The following is a 20,692-nucleotide window of genomic DNA, read 5'->3' on the forward strand; positions in this document are numbered from 1 at the left end:
TTCTCCGCAACGCGCCAGCGGCCCACGCAGCAGGCACTGCGCGGCATGGGTTTGGAGCGCTGGAGATGCCCAAAAAAGATATCGTCGCCTCAAGCAAAGATCATTAGCACAAGCGTGCTAATGGCACTCTGGCAGGCCCACTGCGCGTTGAGGTGTGTTCGCCAAGCCAGGAAACCCCTTGCCACCGAGGCCGTTCCGGTGCATCAAAAGGCAGTCGCAAAAACCTATTTTTCTACCTCGCTGGCGATGCTGTAGTCGTCAGCATCAAGCGGCCGAACGCCGCCAGCGCGGGTGATGCCGTACATCACCACCCCCGTCAGCAGCAACGCGCCGGCACGCAGCCAGGTTTCCAGATCCTGCTGCGTCATTAGCAGCAGGCACGAGGCAACGCCCAACACCGGCACCCAGGTTGGCACGCGAAAATGATCCGTGGTGGCCTTGTCACGGCGCAGCACCAGCACAGCCAGGTTGGTGCTGATGAACACGAACAGCAGCAACAGCACCACGGTTTGCGCCAGGGTCGCCAGCGAGCCAGTGAGCGTGAGCACGATAGCCACCAGCGTCGTCGCCGCGATGGCCATGCCAGGCGTACGCCGCGTTGACAGCACACCGGCCAGTGCACTGGGAAGCAGCCCCTGCTGGGCCATGCCGTAGGCCAGGCGGCTGGCCATGATCATCGTCAGCAGCGCGCCGTTGGCCACGGCGATCAGTGCAATAAACGCGAACAGCTGCGGCGAGATTCCTAAACCCGAGGCTTTTACCACCTCCAGTAGCGGCGCAGTGGAGGTGGCTAATTGCTCGACCGGCATCACCACCGCCGCGGCGATGGCAACGGCCATGTAAACCACGCCGGCAATCAGCAGTGCGCCGAACAATGCACGTGGGTAGGTCTTGCGCACATCGCGAATTTCTTCCGCCAGGTTGGCCGAGGTTTCGAAGCCCACGAACGAATAAAAGGCGAGGAGCGCGGCACCAAGCACCGCGATGGCCGGGTTTACCCCTGCCTTGAATTCGACGACTCGGCCCAGGTCTGCCTCTCCGCTTCGGAAGAACCAGGCCGCCGCGAACACTACCAGCAGCAAGCCGGAAAGCTCGATGGTCGTCATCACCAGATTGGCAGACAGCGACTCCTTGATGCCGCGCGCATTAAGCAGCGCGATAACCACCAGGAAAACCAGCGCCGCGATGTGCGCCGGTATGTCCACGAAGGCTGACAGGTAATCTCCGGCAAATGCCAGCGAAAGCCCGGCCGCGCTGGTGACTGCAGCGGCGAGCATGCAAAAACCCACCAGGAACGAAACCAGTGGCGACCGGTACGCCTTGGCAGCAAACACCGCCGAGGCGCCGGCATGGGGATACTTGGTCACCAGCTCGGCATACGAGCCTGCAGTCAGCAAGGCGAAACCCAAAGCGACCAGCAAGGCCACCCAGACAGCGCCACCGACCTCTCCAGCAATAACGCCCGCCAGCGCATAGACACCGGCGCCCAATACGTCGCCGAGGATGAATAGCATCAACATCGGCCCCGTTACGGCGCGTTTCAAGGTGGGGCTGGGCTGAGTCTTCGACACTGGCATGGCATGCTTCCTGATAAGTACGCAGCTCCCCGAGGACGCTGCCTGTAGCCGGATGGGTTCCGGCCGCTCACTTTCTGGAAGATGCCAGCCGCACTGAAAGATTCAACAAGCCAGCCGGCTGGCAGTACTAACGCCTTCATCCGCCGACTGGCATAGCGGCGGTATACCGCATCAATGGCATTTTATAGCCAGCTACCTGCAGTGACGATAACCATATGCGTGATCATTGATGCGCAAGTACGGGGTCAGAAGGAGCTCCTCCTGATGCAAGAATTTGACGAATAACCGCATCGATACAGCGAAACGGCCTCAACCCGCAGTGCATAAATGGTCTGCAGCGGGATTAAAGGAATTGAGCCCACGAATCAATGAACAGTGACGGTTAATTGCAGCTTACCGCAAGGCCAGTCCGGCGTATCACCGCGCTCTCCACACGCCACACATACATAGCCCTCGCCCGGCAGGCCAAGATAATACGCCTTGCGTACCAGAGGGTGACTGCAGTTCTTGATCCGCTTCGCTGTCTGTACGGATTTCTTTCGCATTCGAAAAAACCTCAAAAAAAACCCGCACGCATGCGGGCCAATCCACCCATGAACTTGTCGTCTATCCCAGACTGAACCTGCAGCCTGTAAACCGTAAAACTGTACACTCTTATTTGATCATATAGGAGAACGCACAGTGGTTAGTGTGCAGTCGCAAATTCGTAATTCAAGGAGGGAGACGAATGGTGAATTTTTCTTTGCTGTAAAATTTAATAAGCCCTGCTGATCTAACTATTCAGAAACTTATACAGATACATGTACAACGCAGGACAAATAAAGCAGCGTACAACAATCGACTTATTTCTTACTTATTGAATGGATCTCCCATCTGCCAAGCGAACTTGCAGCACGTCAGGCTATGACGCACCACGTGTAACTTGCTGTCCACTTTAAGCTACGCATTACCGCTGTCGGTTAGCTCCGTCTCGACTTACCAGCCAAGTCGTTTGGTGATTTCGCGGCGATACGGCGTATCGATCTGCTCGGGCACCTGTTTAAAATAGTCGAGCGCGTGCTCACGAGTTTCGCCCGCCAGGCTATCGAGGTAGACAATGGCATCCTCGATAGACGGAACCTGACCTTCCCTTTCGCCGAGCCTGGGGGGCAAGGCGGTCCATATCACGGCGTCCAACTGACGGGCCGAAGCCCATTCGGCAAGCTCTCCGGTAGGCGACTCGCCTACCACCAGAACACCAATCGCATCCTGCCGTTCAGTGGCTATCTGCTCACGCTTACGCAGCGCTTCACAGGCTTCGCCGATGGAATGAACATCTAACCTCGCCCAAAGCACCCTGCACGGCGGTGCATTCATGCAGATGACGGTAGCAAGCTCGCCGCCGTCACTGGGCCGTGAAAACTCGATAGGAAACATGGGTCCATCGGTGAACCAATCACCGGTTACAGGCAGGTCGCCGGGTTTCCATATCAATGAGCCCCAGCCAAGGCACGCAATAACCATTCATCGAGCTCCTTGAAGGTATGAATTCCAGCAACCATGTGGATGTCATCTGGCGAGGAGTATCTCTTCGATCTCCACCCGAGGTGGGCAGGTAAACATGCTCCCGGCGGTAATGAGCAGGCTCCGTAAAACACAGGGCTTCTGCCGCTACAAGTCTGAAAGAGCAAACAAGACGGTAGTGCCGCGACATCGACGGACGGCGAGCAAAGAACCACGCCCGCCTTGCGCCATGGCGGCCGACTGCTGATCTTTCCGAAATAGGACACGAGCACGCCCGATCAGGCGCTTGCGCTTGCTCCGATATGCGCGCCGAGAAAGCCTAACTGTCAGGCTATGGAGCTACTTTTTATTCTGTAGATTCAAATATGCTATATTTTTATCTACAGACTAAAACGAGTAGCGCACATGACGTTGGCAGTCCTTCAGGCTCAGGATTTTTCGAAAAGCCAATGCGCGACCGGTTTGCGGGCGGCGTTGAATGTCCTGGATAAATGGATGGCGTCTTGCGAGCAGGCCTGCCGGGTGCTGCGCATTTCTCGTAGCACCTATAACCGCGCCGGCCAAAAGGATTCGACCTGGGCGGTGAGCCTGGATGCTGATCAAATGCAGCGCATCAGCCTGGTGCTGAATATCCACGCAGCGCTGCGCCTGGTATTTGATAACCCGGAAAATGTTTACGGTTTTCCCAAGATGGACAACCACAACGCATTCTTCAACGGGCGCGCGCCTCTCGACATCATGGCCCAGGGAGACATGATCTCGCTGTACGAGACATTCCGGCGAATCGACGCCCTGCGAGGTGCCCAGTGGTGAAGAGCAGCGACCTTCCGCTGCTGGAAGGTCATAGCCTGCCAGCCTATCGCCTGGTCAACTCGAAGTTTCCGCCTATCGCCCTGTTCGATGATGTCGCCAGCGAAGACGACTTCGAAGCCCTTTATCAAATCCAGGCAATAACCAACCCCCGACTGCAGAATGAAATTGGCAGCCTGGAGCTGATCGCTCGTGATCAGATTCCCTTTGGCATTCCCGGCTGCTCATATGCCATAGCGCCGTTCACTCACGTGAACCCGGCAGGCTCACGTTTTAGCAGCGGCGGCTTCGGCGTGCTCTACCTGGCCGACCGGATGGATACAGCGATCGCCGAGGTACGCCACCACCAGCAATATTATTGGTCGAATGTCGCCGGACTAAACTACGAACGCTTCGTTTTCAGGGGGCTGACGGTTAATTTCAGCGAAGCCGGACTAAGGGACGCCACGGTATTGCCGTTGTCAGACCCGATCTATGCGCCCGATGATTACAGCCGATCAAATGCCTTGGGAGCGGAGGTCAAGCAGGCCGGCGACGCGGGCATTCGCTATCGCTCGGTGCGCGCGCCAGGCGCTATCTGCTGGGCCTTGCTAACGCCGCGGCTGGTAACCTCGGTCCTCCAGGCGGCGCACTTCGAGATGGTATGGAGCGGGCAGATAATCAGCGTGAGCCAGATCAAGATGCTGCCAGACAGGTAACGCTGGCGCTGAAGCACGTTCGCAACCCTCCACGCATGCACGCTCACGCCTAACCAAATCGGCCGACTCGCAGATGCACCAGTCACCGCTCTCCCCGTTGAGCAGTCACGGCTGCAGCGTTAGATGAATGCCTTTAGGCAACTCCCAGCCTATCTGTAATGGCTCGCTGAGCTGCTATTGCGCGCCCATCAGAATGCAAAAAGCCCAGCGCAGTGGCTGGGCTCGTATTACCGGCGCGGGGTGATCAGTCAGTCTTGGCGCTACCGATATCCCGGTCCTTCATCGCGTCCTGGTCAGATCCCGGGTTACCCGCAGGCGGCGTCCAATCCACTCGGTTCTGTTTGGCATCCGCCTCATCAGTGCCCTGCTTCGGCTCGGAAGGCGACTCTTCGAGCCCCGAGCCATGACCTTCCCCCGCGTCCGGGTTCTTGTGAGCGGGTCCTTGATAAGGTGCTTCCGGCCCGTTGTTTTCTTCGACTGACATGACAGCTCTCCCGTCTCAACGTAGGACATCCACGCTTATATTTCAGGCAAGCCAGACGGAGACGAAGTGCCCGGACCGCGACGGACGGCGCTGAGCGTCACATACATCGAAGGCTCCTGGTCACGCTCGTCGAACAGCCAGAACCCGCTAACGGCCGCAGTGAAAGCACCTCAGCGCAACGCTCATAGCGCCAGCCTATCCCTACAGTAGGGAAGCCCAATTGGGCGCGCGTGACACGTGACAGTAAGTTGGCGTCCAAATGATGTCACATTGACATCCGCTGCCTTTCCTTGCGCCACGTCGAGTCCTGCCATGAAAACGCCCATCTCCCTCAGCGCTCGCATAGGCCTCGGTTTCGCAGCGATCGTATCGCTGCTGGTCATCATCACGGCCGTCGGTATCCAGCGGGTGGGTTTCATCGACTCCACCCTGGACGACGTCAATCAGAACGTTGCAAAGGTGCAGCGGTATGCCATCGACTTTCGAGGCAGCGTGCACAACCGGGCGATTGCCATCCGAGATGCGGTCCTGGTCAATAACCAAAGCGACCTTGAGCGGCACCTCGGCGAGGTCAGCCAGCTGCAACACGCCTACAGCGAGGCAGCCAGCGCAATGGAAGAGTTGTTCCAGGGCGCGCACGTTTCTGCGCAGGAACACGCGTTGTTACAGCGCATCAAAGAGATCGAAAAGCAGAGCCTCGAGATGACCACGGCCTTAATCGCGCTACGCCGTAGCGGTGACATCCCGGGCGCCCAGGCCTTGCTATTGAACCAGACTGCCCTCGCCTACAGCGAATGGCTCGAACGCATCAATGCGCTGATCGATTACGAAGAGGCATCGATCAAGTCCCATCTGGCGGCAGTACAGGCAACCGCCAGTCAATTTCGCGGACTGATGATGCTGGCCACTGCGATTGCCCTACTGCTGAGTATTTGGCTGTCGTTCGTGATTATTCGCTTCGTCACTTCGACGCTCGGCGCAGAACCAGCAGATGTTGCGCGTGCTATCCAACGGTTGGCTGCGGGTGAGCTTCAGCAGTCCATCACCACACGCTACCCCAACAGCGTGATGGGTATGCTGCACACCGCGCTGAACCGCTTGGCCGACACCATGGCACAGGTGCGTGAAGCCGCCCGAGAAGTGACCGACTCGTCAACGCAGCTCTCCTACACCTCCGCCAGCAACAACGAGCACATCAGCGTGCAAACCCAGGAGGCCGAGCAGGTCGCCACCGCTGTCACCGAGATGGCCGCCACTGCCGGCGTGGTATCGGGCTACGGCTCCCAGGCGGCAGACGCTGCTGGCAAGGCCACTCGCGAAGTGGAGCACGGTAACCAACTGGTCGCTGGAACCACGCAGGCAATCGGCCAGCTGGCCTCATCGCTGACCGAGACCACCCGTACCGTCGAGCAAGTCGCCGCGCAAAGTGAGCAGATCGAGACCGTTATCGAGGTCATCAATTCGATCGCTTCACAGACCAACCTGCTGGCCTTGAACGCAGCCATCGAGGCGGCCCGGGCCGGCGAACAGGGTCGCGGGTTCGCAGTGGTGGCCGATGAGGTTCGCTCCCTGGCCACCCGCACGCAGCAATCGACCCAGGATATTCGCAAGATGATCAGCGCCCTGCAGAACGGAACGGATACCGCCGTTCAAACCATGCGCGATAGCTGCGAACTGGCGAGCCACACGGTTCAGCAGACTGAGCTCGCCCAGGAAGCACTGTCACGAATCAGTCGGGAAGTCAGCGCGATCAACCACATGAATGCCCAGATCGCCAGCGCCTCACTGCAGCAAAGCACCGTCGCCGAGGGCGTTGCGATCAACATCAACCGCATCCACGGCTCTACCGTGCAGTCCGCGCGAGGCTCGCATCAGGTCGCACAAGCGAGCCAGGAATTGAACAGACTGGCTGATCGGCTTGCCGGGAAAGTAGCATTTTTTGATGCGGCGAAATGAAAATGTGCCATTCCACTTTTACGCCAAGCCAACACACCGCTCATCCATTCAACCTGCTGACCTCCAAACCAGAGGTGCACTGTGGTTAACCCGCCCGGCCGCGTGCTCAACTTCCCCAAGCGCCCAAACCCTATCTCGGGCCCCAACTTCCAAACTCAAACCGCCCTGGACGATGCCGACTTGCGTGCGGCGCTGTTAAGCGAACTCCTCGAAGATCTGCTCCAGAAAGAACGAGAACGACCAGACTCGCTGAGAGTGCAAATGGCCTGCATCGCCGCCCAGGATCTGCTCAATGAACTGACGGTGCTTTACCGCCGCGCGGTATGCGAAACCGACGGAGCTGACGGCAGTGAGTAAAGTCAGAACCGCCAGCTGCTACCGACAATGACCGCCCGCAGCCTCAAGCTTCCGACAGGGCATCCGCGCGGCAGAAGAGCAAAGTGCCGTCGCCGATGAGATCAACCGCAATGTGGCGGGGATACCTGGACGTAACCGAATCGCTGGCCGAACAGGCGGATGAGTCCGCACAGGTGAGCCGCTCGTTGACTGCGCAGGCTAACCATCAGCAAGAGTTGATGGATTAGTTCAGGGGTTAGTTCGTCGCGAGAATGACGGCGGATAAAAGCGCCGCAACATACGTTGAGCGATCGTTCCGGAGCGGTTGCCGGGAAATGCTCAGGTTTGTGTTGCACCACCCCGGCTACCTGGGGCGCGGTGAGGCAGCAGAATCAGCACGACACCATTGGGTATTGCGCATGGCGTTCAATCCTTATCAGACGATGGCCGTTTGTGCGCGGCACTCTCCGCCTCGGAAACAGTACAACTATCGCCTTTACAACGAGCAGCGCCATCAGGATGAGGAAGCCACGCCAAATGCGGGCGCCAACGGCAAAAAAGCCGATAGCCCAGATTGAGCACAGGCCTGGTCAGCCGCCACGATAACGGCGCAGCCCAAAAGCCGAGGCCTGCTGCTCGCCAGCTCCAGAGCGTCGCGTCCAAGCCTGTGACCCAGGTTCCATCGTCGAATCTGGCGTGCAGTAACGACTCCATCTGCGCAAAAGTGAACCCTGTGGATTTGGGATCAAAGCTTTCGTCACTGATATCAACGAAGCGCAGACGATCCGGTGCCGCACGCCCACGCAAAACGCTGATCTCCCGAGCGCAGAGCGGGCATTCACCGTCGAAATAGAGGGTCAGCGGCCACTTTGGATACCTGTCCATTTACCATGTACCTCGTCTTGGCTTCGTGGGCTTTTGTCGCGAAACCCAAACCCAACATGGGCAGTACACCTAGTATGACAAGAACCAGCGATACCTGACTGCAGCAAACGCTTAGCCAGTAAACCAGTGAAAAAGCCCAATCACTGCGGATCGAGCTTCAATGTTGAGCTGGCGGAAGTAATGCGTGCGCTTGCTCTCCCTTGCGGCCCACGCTCACTCTATCGGTACATAACGCCTCAGACGGTTTCTTGCTACGGCGCCTCCAGCGGTGTGACATTCAGCGTCGCCGACCTGATTCCCGGCCTGGACGACCAGAGCCACGTGATCGTCTTCAGTAACCAGACCTTTCTGCAGGATGGCCGACAGTTCGTGTACACCCAGTCACGGCATACGCTCGACAAGTTTTACTTTTCGGATGTGGCGCCGAGGTAGGGGGCAGTGGGCTGCTCTCCCCGGACGACCTTTAGGCGAGACCATGCCATACAGACATGTTCGATGGACGGACCGCCGCCCCTGCAGCAAAAGATTCAGAAGCTTGATTTGTCAGTAATTGGCTAGACCGACTGCAGCGAAGGATGGCTGAGGCACGCGGCTGTGCTTCAGTTTTCGGAGATGCCAAAACCGCCAAAATGAACTTCGTGAAATCATGGTCTGTCCCCGAATACACGGAGCCCGAATTTAAAATACAGGCCAACCACTGCAGCTAAAGCGACGAAGAAACCGCCGATTACGAATAGCATCCGCCTCACGCCTCCCCTCCTCTTTACAAGTGTTCCAAAGCACGCGAATGCCACACGTAGTAAGCAACGACTTGCCTAGCAAACGATGTAGTTCTACCGACGATCAACCTGTGAAAACCATCTAGGCGCCTACATCGCGGACTGTACCGCAGCTCGGTCTGCCATCGGTGCCTCCGAATCGCTCGACACGAAGATGCGCTTCTTCAGCGATGCAGACGAGCAGCTGCAAAGCGGCTAGAGATCTGGCTCTTTCTCCATGCGATCCAAAAACTCATGGTCAAGCCGCCCCGTCAACCCACCAGTATTTCAGCGAACCATTGAGGTACGGCATCCTCGCTCAGCTCGAGAAAATCTCTCTCCATAGTTCTTGATCAGCAGAAGATATTGCCGCACACCTCAATAGCAACGTGACGACACCAAAGATCGCCAGCACTCACAAAGTCGCCCGCAAGCCCCATAGTGCTAAATGTTATAATTAGGTATCCTCCTTGCCATAAACTAAACCAAGCATGTGGAAGGGAGGCACACTTTGGCCAAACCAACGATGAAGATCCTGTACGGCCCACCTGGCACGGGGAAAACCTGGCAAGCAATGAGGGAGGCAGTCAAGGCGACGGCCCCCGATCTCTTTGCACAGGCATTGACTGAAGAGGCTCCTGAGGAAGCCTTGAAGTTGGTCCACGATAACTTGGTGGCCGACGGCAGAATCCTATGGGTGACATTCCATCCTAGCTACTCATATGAAGACTTCGTAGAAGGCTTTCGTCCGGTTCTCAATGATCAAGATCAACTTTCATACAAAGTCGTAGACGGCCCTTTCAAGATGCTTTGCCAGCGCGCCAAGCTTGCTGGAGATATTCCTCTTGGAACCATATTGAAAGATGGCAGCAACAGAGATGCAGGAGAAGTTGTCAGAAAGGATGCAGAGGGTTGGGTCGTAAGGGTCAAGCCAAATCGATCAGATGAAATCGCAGAGTATATTGACAAATTTGTTCCGCGCTACGTCGTAAGTAAAATTCTCGCAAAAAAACTGCCCGCTAAAATATTCTCCATTCCTGGGAGCTCGGTTGTAAAGCTTTCTGAGTATGGAATAGCCTCTGATGACCCTAGACTTCCTCCGCCACGGGCTGAACTGAATGAAACAGAGTCAGCTCGAGTTGGCTCTTTGGTGCGGAGGATTGTAGCTGCAGACAGCGAAATCTTCTCCTCTTCGGACCTTTCGAACTCTGCCCATATTGGCTCGGTAATAAGAGAGCTCCTTAGACTTGAGGAACAAGGGTCTCACTCTCCGACATCTGTCACCCTGGTCATAGATGAAATAAATCGAGCTGAATCATCGCGGGTGTTCGGAGAGCTTCTTACGCTACTAGAAATTAACAAGCGAGAGGGTATGCCTGAGGAAAAGCAGGCATGGCTGCCTTACTCAAAGTCATCTTTCACAGTTCCTCCGAGCCTTTCAATTATAGGCACCATGAATACTGTTGACCGGTCGCTGACAGCCCTTGATTTTGCCATGCGACGCCGCTTTGACTTCGTTTTGGTACCAGCAAACCCAGGCAAGGTCCTTACCTCCTACGGCGGGATGCCTGCACGCGAGTTTCTGAAAAGAATCAACACCCGCGTAACAGCACTGCTTGGAAGTGGATATGAATTTGGCCATGCTTTTCTGATGGAACACAGACTGGAAGAGATACGATCTCTGATGTCATGGCCTAATGACTCAGATGGCCAGGCGAAAGTATTTGCTCATGTGCTCAGAACAAACATACTTCCGACACTGGCAGAGTACCTCCATAATGACTGGAGCAAGGTCAAAGCGGTTGCCGGGATTGCACAAAGCGACACTCTCACCATCTCGCTCTTTGAAAGTTCACAGCCTGACCAAAAATTCATTGAGCGCCTCGAGGAGGAATATGAACTATCCGAAAACAGATCACTCTCCTATTCACATTGGTGGGATCCAAGTAGCGAATCGTGGGATGCAGACATTTTTCAACGCTTTGTGAACGCACTAGCCAATGGAAACTGAGCAGCGAGACGGATAAATTGCTGAAAATAACGACAAAAGAAGGTTCGCCGATCGATATTCCAGAAGGGCATGACCGGCTCGCCATATATGAAAATCTACAGCGAGCTGCGGAAAAACTAGGAATCAACGCTTTTCGTTGGAAGCAAAAAAAATTATATGCTGCGGAAGTCGTTGGATACATTCAGGCACAAGGTATACAGCTGAACATACTCCCAAAGCTTGACACCTTGGAGGAGAACAGAGATGAAGATTTCTTATTTAACCTACTCGCCTCCTCTGGCTATATCAAAAATCCCAAATTTGCTGCAGCACAAACTAAAAAGACCGCACTCGAGCCTCTTGAAATAATTATATCTGAACTGGCAGGTGAAATTGAGGCAGCTCTCAGGGGGGGAATTCCACGCCGTTACGAAGAAACGCGGGAGGACTCTCAATCAATACGCGGTAAAATCGACTTTCCCCGCCTTTCCACACGCCCCCCTGGAAACACACTCATACCGATACTGCATAGTCCATTGAGCGCAGGAAATAAACTATCTCAAGCAGTAAAATTTATTACCGGCGCACTACACCATCGAACCACCAGCAGCATAAACAGGCAACGACTTGGCGCAATCCTTGAGCTTCTTTCAAATATAAAAAATCGAGAGTTCAGTAGTCGCGAACTACACTTAATAAAGATCTCCCGACATGAGACTCAATGGGAGCGAACCATATCTATAGGGCAAATGCTATCAACAGGCCACTCGCCGGACCCAACATTTTCGGGCGAGAGCAGTGCTTTTTCCTTACTATTCAAGCTCGAGCATCTCTTTGAACGATCGATGCGAAAGATAATTTCCGAATCTATAAAAGACTCCGGCTTAAAGGTTCTTAATAACAACCTCCCCCTATATCTTCTGAACGACGCCCAAAGCAAGAAAGGGATTGTCCAACTACGACCAGATTACGTTTTGCACAAAAATGAAAACTATATTGCTATAGCTGATGCAAAATGGAAAAGATTAGATAGAACCAAACGAGCATACGGTGTAGACCGAGACGACCTATACCAAATTAACGCCTATCTCGGGCGCTTTAAAGTAGAAAAGGGAATTGTCTTTGTTCCCAGGCTACCATGGATGCAAGCGGGGTGGAGCGTAATGTATGAGATTCCCGAAAGCCCAGCAAAAATATATCTGGTAGGCGTAGATCTAGAATGCCTTCTAAGCCGTAATGAAATCACCCGAAAAGAGGCTTACACCAGCCTGTCCTGCACGCTGAAAAACATCCTAAATTAAGTTACTAGCTCTGCTTGGCGCGTCTTGAACGAACTTCCACTATCCCGGCCTCTTTTTCCAGAAGATCCTCAATATGCCAGTTTTCTACAGTGCCGTCAGGACTTGCCTGGCACACTCTAGTGACTACTTTTCGTGCTTTGGCTTGATAAATCGAGGGATTCCTATAAAGGATGGATATTTCCTTCACGACCGCGCTTAAATCATAGCTCAGCTCATGCTCCCAATAGCGAAGCACAATCCAGCCCTTATCAAACAGCTGCCGAGTCTGAATACGATCCCGGGAAGTATTGGCCGCAAGCTTGCCAGCCCAGAACTCGGCCTTGGTCCGAGGCATCACATAATGAAGGGGACAACCGTGCCAGAAGCAGCCGTCAACGAATATGGCAATCCTTCTGCCCTTGAATACGAGATCGGGGCGAAATCCCTCGACTCGTGTATTTAATCGAAAACGCAGCCCAGCATGCCATAGCGCCTTTCTGAGCCTCACCTCAGGAGAGGTATCAACGCCCCTGATCCGAGCCATATTGGCGCTTCGCTGTATGGAGGTCCCTGATTCTGATGCCACATCAGCAGATTTCAAGCCGCTCTGACTGTCGCTCTTCACAGTGCTCCTCAACTCCCAAACGATCACTAGGACGATCCGCATCCGCAATCGCCAACACCTGCGCTACGCGCTCTGCGAACTGCAGGCTCAGAAGTGGAGGTACCGCATTGCCAACGACCTTGAAACCGTCCACGAGCCCAACACTTCCAAAACGATAGTCATCTGGGAACGATTGAACCCTTGCAGCCTCCCGGACAGAAAGCGTCCGGGGCAGGAAAGGATGAACGAATGCGTAGGTATCCTTCGCCATATGACTGACGATTGTCTTCGAAGGCTGCACCGGATCCATACGAGACAACCAATCCCCGTGAGCTCCTTCCTTTTTACGGAGATAAGTAGCCGTGAGCAGGTGATGCTGTAGCTCCCCGGGCTGAGGAGGAATACTCTCTAACAGTAGACGAAGGCTCAATGAACCATCGAGCAGCTCAGACAGACTCTGAATCTCACTTGAAGATACCCCCAGCTTAGACTCAAGCTCCGGAGCCTCCTCCAACATCTGCATAATTGACGACAACGTGCTGGCAAGACGCTGAAGCGTCGGAGCCTCATCGCAGCGATAGTCCATCCAGCGTTTACCAGGCCCCATCAGGGAGAAGAACGCACCATCATCAGGACGCGGGGGTCTAGCTAAATGAGCATCAACAGCGGCGCCTTGGAAGGCCCAGTTTCTGAACACATCGCAAGCCAGCCCACTAGCCTTTCCCTTAGTTAAAGGCAACTTCTCCGGCTTAGCTAAAACTTGTTGTTGCTGCTCTTGATTGCTGAACTTGGGTTCTGGCAGACCTTCAAGCGCAACCTGAAGAGGAACTGGTTCCCGCCGCGGAAGCGAAATGCACCAGGCCGCCGCATCAATGCCGGAGAGCCCCTGCCCTAGATTTCTTCTGACACCGGCCATGACAAAACGCTCACGAGCTTGGGGTACCGCATGCTGCGACGCAACAACAATACGCCGGGAAACAGCGTATCCAAGGCCGCGGGTAGATACAGACTCGATAGCCTCGGCAAGGATGTCTGCAGCATCGAACTCAACTCCGTCCGACTTCACCACAGCTTGGAAATGCCGCACGTTTTCGAATAGGAATACCTGAGGCGCAAGAGCCGCCACAAACAAAACATACTGATGCATTAGTTGATTGCGACTATCGACAGACTCTTCGTCCTGATGAACGTGCACGCTTTGCTCTTGAAGGCTACGGATTTTGCCTCGACCAATCCGGCTGAACCCCTGGCATGGTGGTCCGCCGAGAATGACAGCAACTTGCCGACCATTCTCATAAACCGACTGTAAACGTGCTTGGACAATCGGATCTTCAAAGAAGGAACGCCTGATTGCCTCCCGAGTTGCACGCCACTCCACCCAAAGAGACTTGATCGCTCGCATTGCTGTTGTATCAAGGAAGTCGCGGAATCTATTGATTCGTTCAGCAGCAGAGGCCAGCTGCCCACGTCCTGACCCACTAGAGCGAGTAGAAAGTTTTCCTAGCTCTTCTTCCCACAACTTCTTCATCCGGGAGCGGCATGCCCGGAGCAGCTTCTCTTCAGTACGCCCTGAATAGCTCCTCCCCACGTCAGGGACAGCACCGTCGTTGCACCAGATCAGCGGTCCAACTTTCGGTGCTGCCGTGCCACTGGCCGGCAGCTTGGTAGCATTGTGAAATCCTTGCACAGAGGTCTGCCCAAGTACTGCAGACCCGAGAGTACGAACGGCTGAGACATAGTCTGGCGAACCACGTCGTGCGCCCAGGTCAGCCAGGAACTGCTCATCGAGCTCCCTCAGTCTTCTACGCAATGCAGGAATGCCACCACCACCTAACTCAGCCAACTCACTAGCCAAAGTCAGATCATCAGTAGAACGAGCCAGATGATCCAAGTAGTGACCTTGAATCTCTGCTTCATTCATGAAGTCTGATATATCGCTCTGCCTCGCAATCGGAAGACCACCGGATGGAGAGGGATGGTTATCGTTGAAGACCCTGACCATCGGCTCCTCAATGTCCAAAGCCATAGCAATCCGGAAGACATTGCCGCCCTGAAAGCGCTCAAACCCAAGCGACATGCCGCCGCAGCCGCAGAAGAGATCTACAACGTTAAGAGGCCTCTTTGGGACGTAGTCAGCCGGGGCCAGGCCAACAAACGGAGACTTTATTTCTACATCGTCATAGCTCTGAATTCTTTCGGTTTCCTGCGAAGACCGAGAGCTTTTGACTACTGGAGATCCGTCCAGCCAGAGGCGGTACTTGGCAAGCGAGTCACTACGAACGTATTCCCCTGAGAGATGCCGACTGAGAACCGATGCACCTACGCCGATCAATGCGGCTGCATCCTTGAGGCTCAGGCCTCGGGATTGGATTTGCTGACGGACTTGGTCAAGGATGGGTTCGATCATTGGGCTCAACTGTAAAAATGTTTGCTGGCTGAACGCTGCGCTCACAGGGCGCACTAAAGCACGACACCCAGGCGACGTGAGGCAGACGTGTAACAAGCCAGGATATCGAAAATGATCAGGAATCATACCGGAAACCTCGGTCATCCCCCACCCGGATCCCAAGTCGGCTACGTCATCAAGCAGCCTTTCACGCAGGCACTCTCTGCGAGCAAGGATGAATAGAGACATCTAGGCCCCACCAATAATACTGTACATATGAACAGCTATCAAGAAAAGACTGAATCGGTCAATCGACCCGGTAGGTGAACTCGACGGAAGGAGCTAAGCGATCCACACCTAGAGGGTTAAGTGTTCTCCAGCTCAGTGCGCAGGATGCGCATCTGCCGCGGAGCCTCCACGAAAAGACGCGCCTAACCAAAGCTGGCGTCATGCAGACTGCTACAACTTGTGCACAAGGCATGAGCAACTCGCAGCAGGAGATCGATTTGAATCTGACACAGTACTTTTCAACGGATGACGGGTCTCTTCCAGAAATAGAAGTGGCCTATCGAGAAGCGGCCTCGGCAGTTGAAGCTTTTGCGCTGTTATATGAAAGAGGAGCGAGAGACGTCACCGTTGATGGCGGACAGCTCTGGATGCGAGCAACGCGGAGCGAGAAGTCATTTTCGGGCCCGGCCGATGCTCTGTTGATGGCTGAGGGGCTGGTCGACCCATTTCATGTCGTTCTTGGCGGCATACGCGGCACCGATCAGGTCATCCCTGACCTCGGCGTTTTCGTATCTACCGACGGCCTGGCCTTGGACTACCGAATGGGCCCCGAGTGGGGAAAAGCGGAGATCGAGTCCTTCTTAGAATTGTTGCGGAAACTTCATAGCCTAGGCGGGACGATATCCTCTCCATGGTGGGGGGAGGATGGCGAGCGTGATTTTCACGCAGCTCTGAAACGCTGCTGACACATCCCATATAGAGCTCAGCCACATTACAAGACAGAAGAATACTGCCGAACCGCCACCAAGAAAATGCCCCTCAAACTGGCACATACAAAAAAGCCCGATCATTTCTGATCGAGCTTAGATGTTGGGATTATTTGGTCGGGACGGAGTGATTCGAACACTCGACCCCTTGCACCCCATGCAAGTGCGCTACCGGGCTGCGCTACGCCCCGACGGGTGTTGCTGGTGCCTTTGGCGTTAACCGAAAGCGGGAGAAACTATAAACTAAGCATCTGAATTACGGAAGGTTTTTCTTCCACATTCATTTGCGCAGGACGTGGAGTACATCTTCCAGCTCAGCGATCATCTGCTTGATGAGTTGCTTGTACTGGGTGGTGTCGTCCTTGGCTTCTTCGCCGGTGAGGCGCAAGCGCGCGCCACCGATTGTGAAGCCCTGGTCGTACAGCAAAGCGCGGATCTGGCGGATCATCAGCACATCCTGGCGCTGATAATACCGACGGTTGCCGCGACGCTTGACCGGGTTGAGCTGCGGGAACTCCTGCTCCCAGTAACGAAGCACGTGCGGCTTGACCGCACAGAGTTCACTGACCTCGCCGATCGTGAAATACCGTTTGCCGGGTATGACAGGTAGTTCGTCGTTATGACTTGGTTCCAGCATATGCTTCGACTCTGGCTTTGAGCTTCTGGCCGGGGCGGAATGTCACGACACGGCGAGCCGTGATCGGGATTTCCTCCCCTGTTTTTGGATTACGACCGGGGCGCTGACGCTTATCGCGCAGATCGAAGTTACCGAAGCCTGAGAGCTTCACCTGCTCATTGAGTTCCAGTGCCTGGCGGATTTCTTCGAAGAAGAGCTCCACCAGTTCCTTGGCTTCTCGTTTGTTCAGGCCCAGCTCATCGTACAGACGTTCGGCCATCTCAGCTTTCGTCAGAGCCCCCATACGCTAGTTCCTTAACGTGGCGTTGAACCTTTGTTCCAGGGAGGTGAGGATGTTCTGGGTTGCGGTGCTCACCTCATCGTCATTTAGAGTGCGCGATGGATGCTGCCAGGTCAAGCCAACGGCGAGGCTTTTTCTAAGCGGATCAATGCCTTTACCGTGATAAACATCAAACAACCTGAGGTCGGTCAGCCACTCGCCAGCCTGCTCGCGAATATCGGCCAGCAGATGCTGGGCCGGTACGTCGCGATCGACCAGCAACGCCAGGTCACGGCGCACTTCCGGGAAGCGCGACAGTTCCTTGAACGCCGGCATGCGACCCTGCGTGATTTCACTCAGCACCAGCTCGAACAGGAACAACGGCTGGTCGAGACCGAGGGTCTTGGCCAGCTCAGGGTGGATGGCACCTACATAGCCGACCAGGCGCCCTTCCCGCTCGATGCGCGCGGTTTGGCCTGGATGCAGAGCGCTATGCTCGCCCGGTACGAAGCTGAAACTACCGATATCGCCGGCCGCAGCCAGCAGCGCTTCGACGTCTGCCTTGGCATCGAAGAAGTCGACGCCGTCACGGCCATGGGCCCAGCTTTCCGGCAGACGGCTGCCGGTGATCACACCGGCCAGCATCGGCTCTTGCTTGAGTTCGTCCAGCTGCCCCACGAAACGCAGGCCGCTTTCGAACAGGCGCACGCGCGGCTGCTGACGGTTGAGGTTGTGCTCCACGGCCTTGATCAGGCCCGGCCACAGCGAGGCACGCATCGCGGCCATGTCGGCAGAGATCGGGTTGGCCAGGGTCAGCGGCTGTACGCCTGGGCTGAACAGCTCAAACAGCTTGGGATCGATGAAGCTGTAGGTGATCGCTTCCTGGTAACCACGGGCCACCAGCAGGCGGCGCAGCACCGGCAGATCAGCCACGGCTTCGGCCTTGGTCTGTGGCGCCAAACGCGCTTGCGGGTAACGAACCGGCAGGCGGTTGTAGCCGTAGAGGCGGGCCAGCTCTTCGATCAGGTCGACTTCCAGGCTGATGTCGAAGCGGTGGCTCGGCACACTGACCTGCCACTGACCTGCGCCCTGGGCTTCGATACCCAGACCTAATGCGCTGAGCAGTTTGACGATCAGCTCGTCGTCGAGCTTGAGGCCGAGCATCTGTTCGACGCGCTCGGCACGCAGGCTGATCGGGGCAATGTTCGGCAGTTGCGCTTCGGCTACCGCCTCGATGATCGGGCCTGCTTCACCGCCGACGATCTCCAGCAGCAGCGACGTGGCGCGCTCCATGGCTTCGCGGGCCAGCTGCCAGTCCACGCCGCGCTCGAAGCGGTGCGAGGAGTCGGTGTGCAGGCCGTAGGAACGGGCCTTGCCAGCGACGGCGATGGTGTCGAAGAAGGCGCTTTCGAGGAACAGGTCGCGGGTGCTGTCGCTGACGCCGCTGTGCTCACCGCCCATCACGCCAGCGATGGCCAGAGCACGCTGATGGTCAGCGATCACCAGCGTGTCGGCACGCAGGGTGACTTCCTGGCCGTCGAGCAGTACCAGTTTCTCGCCCTCTTCGGCCATGCGTACACGAATGCCGCCCTGGATCACGTCAAGGTCGAAGGCGTGCATCGGCTGGCCGAGCTCGAGCATCACGTAGTTGGTGATGTCGACGGCGGCGTCGATGCTGCGCACGTCAGCGCGGCGCAGGCGCTCGACCATCCAGCGCGGAGTCGGCTTGGACAGGTCGACGTTACGCACCACACGGCCCAGGTAACGTGGGCAGGCCTGGGTGGCGAGCACCTCGACCGGGCGCACTTCGTCGTGGGACGGCGCAACGGCGGCGACTTGCGGGCGAGTGACCGGCGCCTCGTACAGAGCACCGACTTCGCGAGCAAGGCCGGCCAACGACAGGCAGTCACCGCGGTTTGGCGTGAGGTCGACTTCGATGCTGACGTCGTTGAGTTCGAAGTATTCGCGAATGTCCTGGCCAACCGGCGCATCGGCCGGCAGCTCCATCAGGCCGTCGTTGTCTTCGCTGATCTGCAGCTCGGACGCCGAGCAGAGCATGCCGTTGGACTCGACACCACGCAGCTTGGCTTTCTTGATCTTGAAGTCGCCGGGCAATTCGGCGCCGATCATGGCGAACGGAATCTTCAGGCCGGGGCGCACATTAGGCGCGCCGCACACAACCTGGAAGGTTTCGCTGCCGTTGCTGACTTGGCACACGCGCAGTTTGTCGGCGTCTGGGTGTTGCTCGGTGCTCAACACCTCGCCAACGATCACGCCATTGAAGGCACCGGCCACCGGGCTGACGCTGTCAACCTCAAGGCCGGCCATGGAAAGGCGCGCGACTAGTTCATCTCGGGAAACCTGCGGGCTTACCCAGCCACGCAGCCACTGTTCACTGAATTTCATGCTGTCTGTTCTCCTGATCCGATTCGATTACAAGCTGCGAGAGGTACTAGCGAAATTGCGCCAGGAACCGCAGATCGTTATCAAAGAACAGCCGTAAGTCGTTGACGCCATAACGCAGCATGGCCAAACGCTCGACGCCCATACCAAAGGCGAAGCCGGAGTATTTTTCCGGGTCGATGCCGGACATGCGCAGCACGTTCGGGTGCACCATGCCGCAGCCCATCACTTCCAGCCAGCCAGTCTGCTTGCACACGCGGCAGCCTTTGCCGCTGCACATCACGCACTGCATGTCGACTTCGGCCGATGGCTCGGTGAAGGGGAAGAACGAAGGACGGAAACGCACGCCCAGAGGCTTCTCGAAGAACACCCGGAGGAATTCCTCGATGGTGCCTTTGAGGTCGGCGAAGCTCACCCCTTCGTCGACCAACAGGCCTTCGACCTGGTGAAACATCGGCGAGTGGGTGATATCGGAATCGCAACGGTACACACGGCCCGGGCAGACGATACGAATCGGCGGCTGCTGGGACTCCATGGTGCGCACCTGCACCGGCGAGGTATGGGTGCGCAGCAGCATGTTGGCGTTGAAATAGAAGGTGTCGTGCATGGCACGCGCCGGGTGGTGGCCCGGAATGTTGAGCGCCTCGAAGTTGTGGTAATCGTTCTCCACCTCCGGGCCTTCAGCGATGCCGTAACCAATGCGCGTGAAGAACTGCTCGACGCGCTCCAGGGTACGGGTAACCGGATGCAAACCACCCGATGCCTGACCACGGCCCGGCAGGGTGACATCGATCCGCTCGGCGGCGAGCTTGGCGCTCAGCGCAGCCGATTCGAGAATTTCTTTACGGCTGTTAAGGGCGTCCTGAACACGCTCCTTGGCCGAATTGATCAGAGCGCCCGCCTTGGGACGTTCTTCAGCAGACAGATTGCCCAGAGTCTTCATGACCTGGGTCAGCTCGCCTTTCTTGCCCAGATAGTGAACCCGCAGTTGCTCCAGGGCGTTCACATCGTCGGTGTGGCTGACGGCCTCAAGCGCTTGCGAGACCAGCACATCCAGATTTTCCATTTACAGACTCCAGATACGAAATAGGGGAAGAGCTTTAAGGCTCTTCCCCTATTGGTGACGTTTAG

17 protein-coding genes, 1 tRNA gene and 1 pseudogene are annotated in these 20,692 nt (G+C 56.1%); 8 read left to right on the forward strand and 11 right to left on the reverse strand.

Annotated elements, in window-relative coordinates:
* Nucleotides 1–224: 224 nt before the first annotated feature.
* Nucleotides 225–1,577 carry an APC family permease gene (locus BLS60_RS17695; protein WP_092370675.1) on the reverse strand — a complete coding sequence of 451 codons (1,353 nt, stop codon included), beginning with the start codon at nucleotides 1,575–1,577 and terminating at the stop codon, nucleotides 225–227.
* Between the two features lie 975 nt (nucleotides 1,578–2,552).
* Complete coding sequence (locus BLS60_RS17700) at nucleotides 2,553–3,080, reverse strand: hypothetical protein (protein ID WP_092370678.1); 528 nt, start codon at nucleotides 3,078–3,080, stop codon at nucleotides 2,553–2,555.
* Nucleotides 3,081–3,485: 405 nt separating this feature from the next.
* Here BLS60_RS17700 and BLS60_RS17705 point away from each other — a divergent pair, with 405 nt between their 5' ends.
* Both BLS60_RS17705 and BLS60_RS17710 read left to right on the forward strand, forming a co-directional pair.
* The gene (locus BLS60_RS17705; protein ID WP_092370681.1) at nucleotides 3,486–3,893 is read left to right on the forward strand and encodes a hypothetical protein; all 408 of its coding nucleotides are present in this window, start codon (nucleotides 3,486–3,488) and stop codon (nucleotides 3,891–3,893) included.
* Nucleotides 3,887–4,588 carry an RES family NAD+ phosphorylase gene (locus tag BLS60_RS17710; RefSeq protein WP_092370684.1) on the forward strand — a complete coding sequence of 234 codons (702 nt, stop codon included), beginning with the start codon at nucleotides 3,887–3,889 and terminating at the stop codon, nucleotides 4,586–4,588. The genes BLS60_RS17705 and BLS60_RS17710 overlap by 7 nt, the downstream gene beginning before the upstream one ends.
* Nucleotides 4,589–4,832: 244 nt before the next feature.
* Here the strand turns inward: BLS60_RS17710 and BLS60_RS17715 are convergent, their stop codons facing one another.
* Complete coding sequence (locus tag BLS60_RS17715) at nucleotides 4,833–5,072, reverse strand: hypothetical protein (protein ID WP_092370687.1); 240 nt, start codon at nucleotides 5,070–5,072, stop codon at nucleotides 4,833–4,835.
* Between the two features lie 312 nt (nucleotides 5,073–5,384).
* On the opposite strand from BLS60_RS17715, the gene BLS60_RS17720 reads away from it, so the two are divergent.
* Nucleotides 5,385–7,028: a methyl-accepting chemotaxis protein gene (locus BLS60_RS17720; RefSeq protein WP_092370690.1), complete on the forward strand. Its 1,644-nt coding sequence runs from the start codon at nucleotides 5,385–5,387 to the stop codon at nucleotides 7,026–7,028.
* Between the two features lie 81 nt (nucleotides 7,029–7,109).
* Entirely contained in the window at nucleotides 7,110–7,385 is a 276-nt protein-coding gene (locus BLS60_RS17725; RefSeq protein ID WP_092370693.1) for a hypothetical protein, read from the forward strand.
* Nucleotides 7,386–7,790: 405 nt separating this feature from the next.
* Here the strand turns inward: BLS60_RS17725 and BLS60_RS17730 are convergent, their stop codons facing one another.
* Nucleotides 7,791–8,249, reverse strand: coding sequence for a thiol-disulfide oxidoreductase DCC family protein (locus BLS60_RS17730; protein WP_092370696.1), 459 nt, complete (start codon nucleotides 8,247–8,249; stop codon nucleotides 7,791–7,793).
* Nucleotides 8,250–8,552: 303 nt separating this feature from the next.
* Between BLS60_RS17730 and BLS60_RS17735 the strand changes: the two are divergent.
* From BLS60_RS17735 to BLS60_RS17745, 3 genes and pseudogenes are all read left to right on the forward strand, one after another.
* Nucleotides 8,553–8,681, forward strand: a pseudogene (locus tag BLS60_RS17735) (trehalose operon repressor); the annotation flags it as partial.
* Between the two features lie 837 nt (nucleotides 8,682–9,518).
* Entirely contained in the window at nucleotides 9,519–11,018 is a 1,500-nt protein-coding gene (locus BLS60_RS17740; protein WP_208597319.1) for an McrB family protein, read from the forward strand.
* 17 nt (nucleotides 11,019–11,035) lie between these two features.
* Nucleotides 11,036–12,298 carry an McrC family protein gene (locus BLS60_RS17745; RefSeq protein WP_167357682.1) on the forward strand — a complete coding sequence of 421 codons (1,263 nt, stop codon included), beginning with the start codon at nucleotides 11,036–11,038 and terminating at the stop codon, nucleotides 12,296–12,298.
* A gap of 4 nt (nucleotides 12,299–12,302) precedes the next feature.
* Here the strand turns inward: BLS60_RS17745 and BLS60_RS17750 are convergent, their stop codons facing one another.
* Together BLS60_RS17750 and BLS60_RS17755 are read right to left on the reverse strand one after the other, a co-directional pair.
* A complete protein-coding gene (locus tag BLS60_RS17750) occupies nucleotides 12,303–12,902 on the reverse strand; it encodes a very short patch repair endonuclease (RefSeq protein WP_208597320.1) in 600 nt (199 codons plus the stop codon).
* Nucleotides 12,865–15,288 carry a DNA cytosine methyltransferase gene (locus BLS60_RS17755; protein WP_092370705.1) on the reverse strand — a complete coding sequence of 808 codons (2,424 nt, stop codon included), beginning with the start codon at nucleotides 15,286–15,288 and terminating at the stop codon, nucleotides 12,865–12,867. Before BLS60_RS17755 ends, BLS60_RS17750 begins: the two co-directional genes overlap by 38 nt.
* Nucleotides 15,289–15,746: 458 nt before the next feature.
* On the opposite strand from BLS60_RS17755, the gene BLS60_RS17760 reads away from it, so the two are divergent.
* On the forward strand, nucleotides 15,747–16,241 hold the full coding sequence (locus BLS60_RS17760) for a hypothetical protein (RefSeq protein ID WP_244153435.1): 495 nt from the start codon (nucleotides 15,747–15,749) through the stop codon (nucleotides 16,239–16,241).
* Between the two features lie 135 nt (nucleotides 16,242–16,376).
* Here BLS60_RS17760 and BLS60_RS17765 read toward each other — a convergent pair.
* From BLS60_RS17765 to pheS, 5 genes are all read right to left on the reverse strand, one after another.
* A tRNA-Pro gene (locus BLS60_RS17765) sits at nucleotides 16,377–16,453 on the reverse strand.
* Nucleotides 16,454–16,542: 89 nt separating this feature from the next.
* Nucleotides 16,543–16,899, reverse strand: coding sequence for a MerR family transcriptional regulator (locus tag BLS60_RS17770; protein ID WP_013791840.1), 357 nt, complete (start codon nucleotides 16,897–16,899; stop codon nucleotides 16,543–16,545).
* Complete coding sequence (gene ihfA, locus BLS60_RS17775) at nucleotides 16,880–17,182, reverse strand: integration host factor subunit alpha (protein ID WP_013791841.1); 303 nt, start codon at nucleotides 17,180–17,182, stop codon at nucleotides 16,880–16,882. The genes BLS60_RS17770 and ihfA overlap by 20 nt, the downstream gene beginning before the upstream one ends.
* A gap of 3 nt (nucleotides 17,183–17,185) precedes the next feature.
* Nucleotides 17,186–19,564: a phenylalanine--tRNA ligase subunit beta gene (gene pheT, locus BLS60_RS17780; RefSeq protein ID WP_092370708.1), complete on the reverse strand. Its 2,379-nt coding sequence runs from the start codon at nucleotides 19,562–19,564 to the stop codon at nucleotides 17,186–17,188.
* A 46-nt stretch (nucleotides 19,565–19,610) separates the two neighbouring features.
* Entirely contained in the window at nucleotides 19,611–20,627 is a 1,017-nt protein-coding gene (gene pheS / locus BLS60_RS17785) for a phenylalanine--tRNA ligase subunit alpha (RefSeq protein WP_070883499.1), read from the reverse strand.
* Nucleotides 20,628–20,692 lie beyond the last annotated feature (65 nt).

Source organism: Phytopseudomonas seleniipraecipitans (assembly GCF_900102335.1).
Lineage (GTDB): Bacteria > Pseudomonadota > Gammaproteobacteria > Pseudomonadales > Pseudomonadaceae > Aquipseudomonas > Aquipseudomonas seleniipraecipitans.

Coding starts and splice junctions, on each gene's coding strand:
- BLS60_RS17695 (WP_092370675.1), bottom strand. CDS start 1,577: ATGCCAGTGTCGAAGACTCAGCCCAGCCCCACCTTGAAACGCGCCGTA.
- BLS60_RS17700 (WP_092370678.1), bottom strand. CDS start 3,080: ATGGTTATTGCGTGCCTTGGCTGGGGCTCATTGATATGGAAACCCGGC.
- BLS60_RS17705 (WP_092370681.1), top strand. CDS start 3,486: ATGACGTTGGCAGTCCTTCAGGCTCAGGATTTTTCGAAAAGCCAATGC.
- BLS60_RS17715 (WP_092370687.1), bottom strand. CDS start 5,072: ATGTCAGTCGAAGAAAACAACGGGCCGGAAGCACCTTATCAAGGACCC.
- BLS60_RS17720 (WP_092370690.1), top strand. CDS start 5,385: ATGAAAACGCCCATCTCCCTCAGCGCTCGCATAGGCCTCGGTTTCGCA.
- BLS60_RS17730 (WP_092370696.1), bottom strand. CDS start 8,249: ATGGACAGGTATCCAAAGTGGCCGCTGACCCTCTATTTCGACGGTGAA.
- BLS60_RS17755 (WP_092370705.1), bottom strand. CDS start 15,288: ATGATCGAACCCATCCTTGACCAAGTCCGTCAGCAAATCCAATCCCGA.
- BLS60_RS17760 (WP_244153435.1), top strand. CDS start 15,747: ATGAGCAACTCGCAGCAGGAGATCGATTTGAATCTGACACAGTACTTT.
- BLS60_RS17770 (WP_013791840.1), bottom strand. CDS start 16,899: ATGCTGGAACCAAGTCATAACGACGAACTACCTGTCATACCCGGCAAA.
- ihfA (WP_013791841.1), bottom strand. CDS start 17,182: ATGGGGGCTCTGACGAAAGCTGAGATGGCCGAACGTCTGTACGATGAG.
- pheT (WP_092370708.1), bottom strand. CDS start 19,564: ATGAAATTCAGTGAACAGTGGCTGCGTGGCTGGGTAAGCCCGCAGGTT.
- pheS (WP_070883499.1), bottom strand. CDS start 20,627: ATGGAAAATCTGGATGTGCTGGTCTCGCAAGCGCTTGAGGCCGTCAGC.